This window comes from Cronobacter sp. HA18006, from assembly GCF_011605445.1.
Classification (GTDB): Bacteria; Pseudomonadota; Gammaproteobacteria; order Enterobacterales; family Enterobacteriaceae; genus Cronobacter; species Cronobacter sakazakii.
This window is the reverse complement of sequence record NZ_JAANQB010000011.1, coordinates 670661-682891: the sequence shown is the minus strand read 5'-3', so window position 1 is coordinate 682891 and position 12231 is coordinate 670661. Positions and strand designations below refer to the sequence as shown.

The window sequence follows — 12231 nt, the reverse complement described above, 5'->3', positions numbered from 1 at the left end:
GCCGCGGCGCAGTGCTTAGTTGATTTTTGCTTTCGAGAAGTCGCTGCCCATCAGGCTTACGCTGTACCCCGTCACGTTACTGCGGGTCGCGTAGAAGGTGCGGCCATTGGCGAGCGGCACCCACGGTGCCTGCTGGTAGAAGATCTCCTGCGCCTGTACATAAAGTTTAGCGCGTTCCGCAGGCGTGCTGACGCGCTTCGCCTGATCGATAAGCGAGGTGTATTTCTTATCGCACCAGCGCGCGGCGTTCGAGCCGCTCTGGATGCTGTCGCAGCTCAGCAGGACATCGGCAAAGTTATCCGGGTCGCCGTTGTCTGACATCCAGCCATACAGCGCGGTGTCGTGCTCGCCTTTACGAATGCCGGAGAGGTATTCACCCCACTCATAGCTGACAATTTTCGCCTTCACGCCCACTTTCGCCCAGTCGCTCTGGATCATCTCGGCGATGCGGCGGGAGTTCGGGTTATACGGGCGCTGCACCGGCATCGACCACAGCGTCGCTTCAAAGCCCTTCTCCAGCCCCGCCTGCTTCAGCAGCGCTTTCGCTTTTTCGGGATCGTAATCGTAGGTTTTCAGGTCTTTATCGTAACCGAGCATATTCGGCGGGATCGGCGATTTCGCCACCGTGCCGCTGCCCATAAACACCGCGTTGATGATCGATTTTTTATCAACGGCGTAATTCAGCGCCTGGCGCACCAGCACGTTATCGAACGGTTTTTTCTCGGTGTTAAACGCGAGATAACCGACGTTCAGCGCCTCGACGCTGTGCAGCGTCAGGTTTTTATCGACTTTAATTGCGTCAAACTGTACCGGGCTGGGGGCCGGGATAATCTGGCACTCGTTCGTTTTAAGCTTCGCGAGGCGCGTCTCGACGTTCGGAGTAATGGAGAAGATCAGGTGTTTGGTCGGCACTTCGCCATCCCAGTAGTTCGGGTTGGCGATGTAGCGGATAAGCGAATCGACTTTGTACTGTTGCAGTGCGTACGGGCCAGTGCCGATGGGCCAGTTATCGACGTTCTCTGGCGTGCCTTTTTTCATCATCGCATCAGCGTATTCCGCTGAAAGAATAGACGCGAAATCCATCCCCCAGTCGGCCAGGAACGCGGCGTTCGGCTCGCTCAGCGTGAACTGGACGTGGTAATCGTCGAGCTTTTTCACCTCCGTGATGAGCTTATCAAGACCCACATCTTGGAAATATTCGTAGTTGCCCTGTGACACCTTGTGGTACGGATGATTCGGGTCTTTCTGGCGCATCACCGAGAAGATAACGTCGTCGGCATTAAAATCGCGCGTCGGTTTGAAGAATTTATTGCTGTTAAATTTCACGCCCTGACGCAGCGTGAACGTCCAGGTTTTGCCATCCGGGCTCACCTTCCACTCGGTCGCCAGCGACGGCACCGGCGTATTGGTTTTCGGATCGAAATTCACCAGACGGTTATAAAGCACCTGGGAGCTTGCCACAAAGCTCGGCCCGGAACTCGCGATCTGCGGGTTGAAGGACTCGGGTGATGCTTCAGAGCAGTAAATCAGGGTATCGCTGTTCGCCGCGATCGCGCTTGCCGGTAACAGGGCGCTTAACAGCAGCCCGATCAATGTTTTTCCTGTCTTCATCTTGCGCCTTTTATTTTACTTTTCAGGAGGAAAGCCATCTCATCACAGCACGCTCTGAGTGGCAAATAACAAAAAACTGTAGCTTTATACCTTTCCGGCATTTTTCGCCTGAATATCAGTCAATTTCAGATAAAAATGATTTACGCTCCGGTTAAGTCGCGTTAACTCCGCGAATTTTTGCTTAAGTCAAGAAAATTCCTAAGATTCAATGACCCGAGAATTTACGCTTTTTCGCGTTTCTTTCGCCTTTTGCTTGACCGGTCTATCGTTCAAAGTAGAGCCGTGAAAAAGTTTTCCCAGCAGAGAGAATGACGTGGCAAAAATTTTATTGCGCAGTGGCGACCTTGACGACTTCCAGTCGGTAGGCGAAAACGGTCAGGCAGTTTTCGAGTCGGCACTGCAAATCCGTGAAACGCTTCGCCTGCGCAAACAGCCGCTGGTGGAGTTGCTTGCTATCCCTCAGCTTAATGAAGAAGGTGACCGCGTGGACTGGTATTCGCCGGTCAGCGGCAAAGTCATGGGCTGGGCGTCCGCCAGCCGCGAGGAGCGCGAGCGCGCCCTGCGCTTTCTGGAAAGCGCGCTCTCCAGCGCCCGCGCGCTGAGCAAGCGCTGCCTGGAATCGGAAAAGACCGCCCAGCAACTTTTTGGCGCGCTGCTCGCCAAAGCCGTGCAGTTCCCCGGCGCGAATTTCCTCTATCTGGTGGACGGCAAACCGGTTATCACCTTCTGGGGCTTCGTGAATTTGAACCAGGGCGCGCGCGATGACGTGCTGGAATGTCTGCGTGAAGCTGAGCCCATTGAGCCGGAAATCATCATGACGCCGCAGGAAGAGCCGGAGCCGGAACCCACGCCGGTGATGATGACCGAGCCGGACGCGCCGCTGCTGGCAACGCCGCCTGTCTCGCCTGCGCCCGTAGCGCCAGCGCCTGCCGCCCCCGTACACGCGTCTGCCGCCGCGCTGGCGGCCTATGCCGCTGAAGCCGAGGCGACCACACCACCTGAAGAGACCGCGCCAGCCCCGGTAAAAGCGCCAACGCCAGCCCGCCGCTCGCGCGTACCGCTCTGGACATGGCCGCTTGCCGCCGCCGTCGTGATGGGGGCCGTGGCCGCACCTGTGACCTGGTATCTGTTGCAGCAGAAAGAAACCGCCGCGCCAACCGTTTCGGTCGCGCAGATCAAAGCGCAGGAAATCGCGCCCGCGCCGGTGAAATCGGTCGACGCGCCTGCTGCTCCTGTCGTCCCGGTGGCACCGACAACCTCTCTGCCGCTGGCTGAAGCGAAAGTCACTCCGCCTGCGCCGGTTGTGGAAGAGAAGCCTGTCGCTGCCCCCGCACCGGTTGATAAAAACGCACTGGTCATGGACGCCAACCAGGTAAAAGCCGGGACCACTCGCTTCCTGAACGGCACCTGGCGGCTCAGCATCGGCAGCCCGGACCCGATCACCGGTAAAGCCACCTCGATGCGTGTTGAGATGAAAAACAACAAAGGCACCGCCCGCGTGACGCTTGGCGATAACGTCGTCTGCAAAGCCGAGCTGTTCTCGGGCCTGCACCAGACTGGCGAGCTGATGATCAAGACGCGCGGTAAAGCCCGCTGCAGCGACGGCTCCCGCTACCCGATGCCGGAAATCGCCTGTAAAGCTGGCCCGAACGATGTTGCCGAATGTACCGGTCGCTATGATGAAAAGACCGTGCTGCCCCTGACCATGAAGAAAGTGAGCGCCTGATTTATGCTGGCAAACCTGTGTGATTACAAACAGAGCGTCACCCTGATTGAAAACAGCGGGGTGCAATTTCTTGATTTTGGCCTGACGCCCGTTGAAGCGCCTCACGACGGGCGCTTTGTGCGCAAAACGGCCAACGGGCCACTGCTGCGCCTCGATTACGATATCACCTCCGGCAAATTCACCCTGCCCGCCCGCCACGGCGGCCAGCCTGAAGTGGTGAAACCGGAAAGCAGCGTCGCGCTGAGCCAGTCGCTCGCCATCCTGGATGGCGTCTGGCTGCCGTTGCCGGTGCTGCGCTTTAACCCACCGCGTACCTTTGTGCAGGGCCCTGACAACTGGGCGCGCGTGCAGATCCGCAAACTCAGCGAGCCGGACGGCGCGGGCAACACCCACCGCGTGACGCTGGCGTTCGATACGCAAATCCAGGCCGATGAAGGCGCGACCTCCCAGCTCGCGCCCGTCGAGAATGACGTGCGCAACGGCACGCGTTTCGCGCTTGCCTGGCGCGATGACGAAGTGGCTGATTTCCTTGACCAGACCTGGGTTGACGGCTGGCTGCGTGAAGCCTTCACCCAGTTTGTCGGCGCGAATGAGGGCCGCAGCGAGCAGGAGATCCAGCGCGCGCTGAAAGTGTTTGAATATCAGGCTCACTGGCTCAACCTGATGTCGCTCCTCGGCAACCAGCTCAATGTGCCTGAGCTGAAAATCGTGACCGGCACGCTGAGCTCGCAGCCGGTGGCGGTGGATCTCATCCTGGATGTCGGCAACACCCACACCTGCGGCGTGATTATTGAAGATCACGGTGAAGCGAATGACGGCCTGCGCCAGACGATGGAGTTGCAGGTACGATCGCTTAGCGAGCCGCAGTTTATGAATGCGCTGATGTTCACCAGCCGTCTGGCCTTCGCTGAGGCGCGCTTTGGCAAACAGCATTTTTCGGTGGAGAGCGGGCGCGACGAGGCGTTCGTCTGGCCTTCTATCGTGCGTGTCGGTGACGAAGCACGCAAACTCGCGATGCAGCGTCTCGGCACCGAGGGCAACAGCGGTATTTCCAGCCCGCGCCGCTATCTGTGGGATGAAACCCCGGCGGCTCAGGAGTGGCGCTTTAACCTGATGACCCCGAAAACCCAGCGCGAGCCGCTGGCGACCGCGGGCCCGCTGATGAACCTGATGAATGACGACGGCGAGCCGCTCTGGCAGCTGCCGCCGGAAGAGCGTCTGCCGGTTTTTTCGCCGCAATACAGCCGCAGCTCTCTGATGACGCACATGTTGTGCGAGCTGCTCGCCCAGGCGGTCTGCCAGATTAACAGCGTTGCCAGCCGTCTGCGCATGGGCAACGCCAGTTCGCCGCGCCAGTTGCGCCAGCTGATTCTGACGCTCCCTTCGGCGATGCCGAAACAGGAGCGCGAGATTTTCCGCCGCCGCATGCAGGAGGCCATCGCGCTGGTCTGGAAAGCGCTGGGCTGGCACCCGCACGATGACGATTTCAGCGCCGATAAAGGTCAGCGCAAGAGCCGCGTGCCGGTGCCAGAGATCCAGATGGAGTGGGATGAAGCGAGCTGCGGCCAGCTGGTGTGGCTTTATAACGAAGCGATGGTGCATTTCGCCGGGCAGACCGAGCGCTTTTTCGCAAGCCTCGCCCGCCCGGACCGCGAAACGCCGCCAGGCGCGACACCGGGCCGTCAGCTGCGCGTCGCCTCGATTGATATCGGCGGCGGCACGACGGATATGGCGATCGCCGAATATCAGCTTGATGACGGCGTTGGCAGCAATGTGAAAATCAGCCCGACGCTGCTGTTTCGCGAAGGCTTTAAAGTGGCGGGCGATGACATTCTGCTGGATGTCATTCAGCGCTGCGTACTGCCTGCGCTTCAGGAACATCTGCAAAAAGCGGGCGTGGCTGACGCTGCGACGTTGATGTCCACGTTGTTCGGCGATTCCGGGCGTATGGACACGCAGGCGATTCTGCGCCAGCAGACCGCGCTGCAGCTCTTTATGCCACTCGGCCACGCCATTCTCTCGGCGTGGGAAAACAGCGACCCGACTGATACCCAAAGCGGCCTCTACACCACGTTCGGCGAACTGCTAAAACAACCGCCGACCCGCAACGTGCATAACTATCTCCACCAGGCGATTGAGCATGCGCTGCCCGCCGGCAGCCCGGCGTTTAACGTGCTGGACGTACCGCTGCAGGTGAGCTTCAGCGAGCTTGAAGAAGCGCTGCATAGCGGGAAGTTCAGCATCTGCGCGCCCATTCAGGCGCTGTGCGAAGCTATCTCTTACTACTGCTGTGACGTGCTGCTTATCACTGGTCGTCCGGGCTGCCTGCCGGGCCTGCAGTCGCTGATCCGTCTGCTGCAGCCGGTGCCGGTCAGCCGTATGGTCTGGCTCGATAACTATGAAGTGCATGAATGGTATCCTTTCAGTCAGCACCGCCGCGTGGGCAATCCAAAATCCACCGCCGCCGTTGGCGCGATGCTCTGCAGCCTGGCGCTGGATCTGCGCCTGCCGCGCTTTAACTTTAAAGCGGCGGATATTGGCGCGTATTCCACCGTGCGTTACCTGGGCGTGCTGGATAATGTCGTCAACACGCTGCGCGACGAAAACGTCTGGTATCGCGATATCGATCTTGACGCGCCGGGCGCGAAGCTCGACGCCCGCTTACACTTCCCGCTGCGCGGCAATGTGACGCTCGGCTTCCGCCAGCTCGATAACGCCCGCTGGCCCGCCACGCCGCTCTATACGCTCTCGGTCAACTCACCAGAGCTCGCGAAAGCCATTGCTGGCGACGGCGTACTGAACGTGCGCCTGCAACTGACCGGTGGCAGCAAGCATGAAGCACCGGAAGGCTTTACGCTCAGCGAAGCCTGGCTCTCAGACGGCACCCGCGTGCCGCCGGAGCAGGTCACTTTTAAACTGAATACGCTGGCTGACCGTCGCAGTTCCGGCAGCCATTACTGGATCGACAGCGGGAGCGTTTATCTGAAATGACAGTTTCTACCCTCATTAACCAGACACTCACTACAACTGTCGCCCTGACCCGGTGGGTCGAAACCACCCGCGCGCACGCGCCGCTGCTGGATGAGGACGCAGGCCCGTTGCTGGCGCGTCTGAACGCGCTGCGCGCCAGCGCACAGACGCTTAACGCACTCGCCAGTGAGCCGCGCACGCTCGGCCTTTATGGTCATTCCCAGGCGGGCAAAGCGCACCTGCTGGCGACGCTTGCCAATGGTTCGCAGGGCCAGGTGTCCGTGGCACCTGGCGATAAACACCTCGACTGGCTGACCCATATCAACCCCGGTCACAGCGCGACCGCGATGGCGGTGCGCTTTACCCGCACGCCACCAACGCTTCCGGAGGAGTTTCCGCTGCGCCTGCGCCTTTTCAGCGAAGCGGAACTGGTGCAGATTTTCCTCGCGCACTACCAGACCAGCGGTCAGTCGCGCGCCGTCAGCGAAGAGGAACTGCGCCAGCGTTTAGCCCAGTTGCAAAGCCTCGGCCAGCCGCAGAGCCACCCGGCCATCAGCGCGCCAGACGTCATGACGCTCGCCGCCCGCTGGCGTGAACTGACGCCCGCGCGCCAGCGCACGCTGAGCGACGACGCGTGGCATCAGCTCGCAGAGCTGCTGCCGGCGCTGAATCTCCCAGAACGCGTGCGGCTGTACGCGCTGCTGTGGGGCGATATCGCAGAGCTGACGCAGCAGTTCATCACCCTTTCCGAAGGCCTGTTGCTGCTCGGCCATGCCCGTGAAGTGGCCGCGCCGCTGAGCCTGCTCGTCGATAACTTCTCGCTCCCGGTGGAAGGCTTTCTGCTCCCTGCGGGCTCCGGTGAAGACGCGCTGCCGGATGAAGTCCTGGTACGCGCCCTCGAACAGCAGCAGTTACAGGGTATGGTCAGCCTCCCGCTTACGACGCTGACGCTGCTGTGCGCCGAACTGACGTTGCCGCTCGCCACCCCTTCTGTACCGGAAGGCGTCGATCTGCTGGATATTCCCGGCGCGACGTTTGGCCAGAATGACAGCCTGAACGCCAGTAAAATCGCGTTTCTGCTCGACTATTACCGTCAGCACCAGCAGCCGGACGTGCTGATGGTGTGTAACGCCGTACAGCGCCGTGCTGATATCGCGCCGGTCGCGCGCGCGCTGCTGCGCTGGGTGAACGCCACGCAACCGGCCTCTCCGGACGCGCTGCCGGGGCTCGTGTGGGCCATTACGCCGCACGACGCCCGCTTCCTTGACGGCCAGCATCTGGACGAAGGCGTTCAGCGCTTACTCGGCAAGCCGGGCCACACCTGGGGTACATTGCAGGCGCTCGACGGGCGTAATCTGCAACGTCTGACCGAATGGCTCTCGCAGGCGCTGAGCCAGAGCAGCCGCGAGCGTCGCCTTGCGTTACTCATCGAGCAGGCACAGGCGCAGCCCGCGCTGCTGTTCAGCCGTTATCTGGCCCCGCTGACCACTGACGCGGCGACGCTGCGGTCCACGGCGGAAAACGGCGTGCGCACATTGCAGCGCCAGGCCGCGCGCCACGGCGATCTGCTCCAGGCGCTGCTGCCTGACCCGGCCGCACTGCAGGCGCTGTGCGAAACCGAAGAGCGCCACGAAGAGACGCCGCAGGGGCTGTTCAGCGCCGAGATCGATCTTTTCGGCGAATCCACCTCCGCGCGTCCGGTTGATACCGCCTCCGGCGCGTCGCTCGCCCGTCGCGCGCATCGCCTGTGGGTGAATCACGTTCGCCAGTGGATGCAAAGCGAGGAACACGCCGCGCAGCTCGGCATTGATCCCGCCACGCTGCACTGGCTCGGCGACACGCTGATTATTGCCAGCTACCGGCTGGATCTCGCGGCCCGTCTGGAGACGCTGGCTGCGCACGAAGGGCTTTCCGGCGCGCAGCTACGCGCGGAGCTTGGCAACTTCGTAAGCTGGCTGGGCTTCGAGCGCGTGCCGCAGGCCGAGCGCCCGGCGAGCCGCGTCAATCCGAACGAGCGCCTGTTCGCCTCCGCCGTCGCGCAGGATAAGCGTCTGACGCGCCTTGGCGAAAAACCGGTGCATGCCGCCACCCGTTATGTCTACGACTGGCTGGTCGCGCTTTACACCCGCGCGATTGAGAATATCGGCTACGAACATCCGCTCGATATTAAACCCGCCGACCGTCAGGCACTGGCGAAAATCATCGGACTGCGTTAACCCCTCCCGCCGGTGCACCCGCACCGGCGTTTTTATCCTGCGATTCTCTGTTGCGGTGTGCTAAACGCGCTGCCCACTTTTAATAAGCTGTTCCCGAAACGCTGTTCGTTTCTGCGACGCTGTTTGCGCCCTGATTAACTGTTTATTTATACAGTTATATTGCCGCTACAAACGGGCGCAGGCAAACCGGCGTTACAATTTTGCGAGACATCTTCCGAAGTGTGAAATCCAGGAAAAAGCGCCATCGATTTTTGTTGCCGTTGTGCTGAAATAACGCTGCACCACCTGAATGAGGAAGGGTTATGAAAACGAAACGTTTAAGTGCGCTGGCGCTTCTGCTGGCAGCGTTTACGGTGTGCGCCACGCCTGCGCTGGCGAATCCCGGCAACGGGAACGGCCACGGAAATGGTAACGGTCATGGTAACAGCGGCAATCACGGCAACAATGGTCATCATGGCGCCCACGACCAGAATGACAGCGGCAACGCGTCGGGCCGTAAAAACTACGGTAAACCCGACCACGTTGAGGCGGATATCAGTTATAGCCGCGCGCGCAGCCTCGCTGTGAATTACGGCCTCACCGGCTATGAGTCGCTGCCGCCAGGTATCGCGAAGAATCTCGCACGCGGTAAGCCGCTGCCGCCGGGCATCGCGAAAAAAACGGTACCGGCCAGCATGCTGAACGAACTGCCGTATTATCCGGGTTATGAATGGAAAATGGTCGGTGACGATCTGGTGCTGATTGCGCTCAGCACGGCGCTGGTGACGGCCGTTATCAACAACGTATTTGACTGATCAATGCTTTCTCAGAGAGTAACGCCGGGCGCAGCGCCCGGCGTTTTTATTGAGGTTCCAAACCGAGCATCTCGCGCACCGCCTCGCGCTCATGGCTTCCGGGCGCATAATCCTCAAAGTTTTGCGAAGACACTTTGATGATATGTTCGGCGATAAATTTGGCCCCTTCCCGCGCGCCGGTTTCGCCGTCTTTAAGGCAGCACTCCCACTCAAGCGTCGCCCAGCCGGGATAGTCATAGCGCGCAAGCTTACTGAAAATAGCCCTGAAATCTATCTGCCCGTCGCCCGGCGAGCGGAAACGGCCTGGCCGGTCTATCCAGGGCTGATAGCCGCCATAAACGCCGCTGTCCGCTGACGGCCTGAACTCGGCGTCTTTCACGTGAAACGCCCGGATGCGCGAATGCCAGCGATCGATAAACCCGAGATAATCCATGTGCTGAAGCAGCATATGGCTCGGATCGTAGAGGATATGGCAACGCGGGTGGTGGCCAGTGAGTTCCAGAAAACGCCCGAACGTCACGCCATCATGCAGATCTTCACCGGGGTGCAGCTCAAAGCAGAGATCCACGCCAGCCTCGTCAAAACGGTTAAGAATCGGCAGCCAGCGGCTGGCCAGCTCGTTAAACGCCTCTTCCACCAGCAGCGGATTGTGCGGCGGCCACGGATAGAAAAACGGCCAGGCGAGCGAACCGGAAAAGGTGGCATGCGCCGTGAGATTGAGGTTTTGCGAGGCGCGCGCCGCAAGCTTCAGCGTGCTGACCGCCCACTGCTGGCGCGCAACCGGATCGTGGCGCACCGCCTCGGGTGCGAAACCGGCAAACGCCTGGTCATACGCCGGGTGTACCGCCACCAGTTGTCCCTGGAAATGCGTCGAGAGCTCGCTGATTTGCAGGCCCATATTGCCGAGCGTCTCGCGCACCTGCGCGCAGTAATCCAGGCTTTCCGCCGCTTTGGCCAGATCAAAAATATGCGGCAAATGGGTCGGCAGCTGCACCGCTTTATAGCCGAGCCCGGCAGCCCAGGCCGCCAGCGTATCGAGCTGGTTAAACGGCGGACGGTCGCTGATAAATTGCGAAAGAAAAAGAGATGGCCCCTGTAGCGTTTTCAATCTCACTCCTATGGCGCACATGCGCGAATCGCTGATGCCAGCGTTAAGCATAGCCTGGCGAAACATAAGCCTCGCTTATTGTACCTGATATAGATATAACCCTTTGTTTTGTTGGGAAAAACCCATTTAACCTAAATTTTTTGGCTGACATTCCGATAACCGTCTGGTGGCACTCCTCTTTTTGAGTGACCGGGTCGCTGTGTTACAACCTCACGCAAGGGAACAACATGTCAGTAAGGCGTTTTTCATTTCTCGTTTTCAGTCTGTTACTTTTCATCTTTCTCGTCAGTACCGTCTCTAACCTCTGGTCGCTCACGCGCAGTAACCAGTCGCTGGATAACGTGAATAAAGAAATTCGCGTGGTGCTTTCGGTGATTGATCCGATTAACCATAGCCGTACGCTGCGCGTGCGCCTGATGGAGGCGATGATTAACGCCTCTCTTGGCGATACCCAGAAAACGCAGGCGTCGCTTGAAACCGCCAACGAGGTGATGCAAAAAGCCATCGCGGCGTTCAATAACTACAAAGCAGCCCCTGCGGTTAAAGGCGAAGAAGCGCTGGCGGCCCCGTACCGTCAGGCCTGGCAGGCGTATGTCGATGACGGCCTGCGTCCGCTGATGGATGCGGCGAGTCGCAACGATACCGCGCGGTTTAACCAGCTCGTAAGCACCACAATTCCGCAACTGGATCGTCAGTTTGAAATTACGCTCGATCAGCTGCTGGCGTTTCGTGAGAAATATGCCCAGCGTCTGAACCAGGAGGCGCAGGCGCGTTTTGTAAACAGCATCGTTACCATCGCGGTGTTCGCCCTGCTGTTTACGCTGCTGATTGGCGCGATGTTTATTCTGCTGAAACGCCGCGTACTGTCGCCGCTGGATGCCGCGCGTCGCCACTGCCAGCAGATGGCGGAAGGCGAGCTGCACACGCCGGTGCTCTCCGGCTCGAAAGATGAGATTGGCGAGATGCTCGGCTCGCTTGAGCAGATGCGTCTGTCGCTGGTCAATATCATCGCCCAGGTGCGCGACTCCAGCCAGAGCGTGGCCCACGCCGCGGAAGAGATCGCCGCCGGTAACGTCGATCTCTCGGCACGTACCGAAGAGCAGGCTGCGTCGCTCGGCGAAACCGCCGCCAGCATGGAACAGCTGACCTCGACCGTGAAGCACACCTCGGAGAACACCGCCGAGGCGAATAAGCTCGCGGGCAATATGCGCAGCGCCGCCCAGGAAGGCAACGCGATTGTCGAAGAAGTTGTCGTCTCCATGCAGGAGATCGAATCCAGCTCCAGCAAGATCGACAACATTATCGGCATTATCGAAGATATCGCCTTCCAGACTAACATCCTGGCGCTCAACGCCGCGGTGGAAGCCGCCCGTGCGGGTGAGCAGGGTCGAGGTTTTGCGGTGGTGGCAAGCGAAGTGCGTAATCTGGCGCAGCGCTCGTCGGTGGCTGCGAAGGAGATCAAAGAGCTTATCGAGCAGTCCGGCGAGCAGGTGGTGCTGGGCAGTGACCGCGTGGCGCGCGCGGGCGAGAGCATGAAGCGCATTATCGGCTCGATTAAACAGGTCTCTGAGCTGATGTCAGAAATCGCGCTCTCCACCGGCGAGCAGAGCCGTGGAATTGAGCAGATTAACCAGGCCGTCGCGCAGATGGATTCCGTTACCCAGCAGAACGCCGCGCTGGTGGAAGAAGCCTCTGCCGCCGCCCACTCGCTGAAAGAGCAGTCACAGCTGCTCAATCAGGCGGTCGCGGTATTTAAACTGAGCTAACGGTTGTAAAACGAGTCAGGGCAGGCCTCGGCCTGCCCTT

The 12231-nt window shown here is 60.0% G+C and carries 7 protein-coding genes; 5 read left to right on the top strand and 2 right to left on the bottom strand.

All coding sequences use genetic code 11. The features are described 5' to 3' along the window. Nucleotides 1-15: 15 nt before the first annotated feature. Nucleotides 16-1611, bottom strand: a complete 1596-nt coding sequence (locus G9X48_RS04935; protein ID WP_105629562.1) for an ABC transporter substrate-binding protein — start codon at nt 1609-1611, stop codon at nt 16-18. Between the two features lie 313 nt (nt 1612-1924). On the opposite strand from G9X48_RS04935, the gene G9X48_RS04930 reads away from it, so the two are divergent. The 4 genes from G9X48_RS04930 (at nt 1925) to G9X48_RS04915 (ending at nt 9317) form a co-directional block, all read left to right on the top strand. Further along, nucleotides 1925-3337 (top strand): SrfA family protein, encoded by a 1413-nt coding sequence (locus G9X48_RS04930; RefSeq protein ID WP_097641410.1) that lies wholly within the window; start codon nt 1925-1927, stop codon nt 3335-3337. Nucleotides 3338-3340: 3 nt separating this feature from the next. Continuing rightward, nucleotides 3341-6328 carry a virulence factor SrfB gene (locus G9X48_RS04925; protein ID WP_087599867.1) on the top strand — a complete coding sequence of 996 codons (2988 nt, stop codon included), beginning with the start codon at nt 3341-3343 and terminating at the stop codon, nt 6326-6328. Beyond that, nucleotides 6325-8523, top strand: coding sequence for a virulence factor SrfC family protein (locus G9X48_RS04920; RefSeq protein ID WP_097641409.1), 2199 nt, complete (start codon nt 6325-6327; stop codon nt 8521-8523). The genes G9X48_RS04925 and G9X48_RS04920 overlap by 4 nt, the downstream gene beginning before the upstream one ends. Nucleotides 8524-8825: 302 nt before the next feature. Then, the gene (locus G9X48_RS04915; protein WP_097641408.1) at nt 8826-9317 is read left to right on the top strand and encodes an anti-virulence regulator CigR family protein; all 492 of its coding nucleotides are present in this window, start codon (nt 8826-8828) and stop codon (nt 9315-9317) included. Between the two features lie 46 nt (nt 9318-9363). Here G9X48_RS04915 and G9X48_RS04910 read toward each other — a convergent pair whose 3' ends face one another. Next, nucleotides 9364-10425 carry a sugar phosphate isomerase/epimerase gene (locus G9X48_RS04910; protein ID WP_097641420.1) on the bottom strand — a complete coding sequence of 354 codons (1062 nt, stop codon included), beginning with the start codon at nt 10423-10425 and terminating at the stop codon, nt 9364-9366. 227 nt (nt 10426-10652) lie between these two features. Between G9X48_RS04910 and G9X48_RS04905 the strand changes: the two genes are divergently transcribed. Then, nucleotides 10653-12191, top strand: coding sequence for a methyl-accepting chemotaxis protein (locus G9X48_RS04905; protein ID WP_097641407.1), 1539 nt, complete (start codon nt 10653-10655; stop codon nt 12189-12191). Nucleotides 12192-12231: the final 40 nt, after the last annotated feature.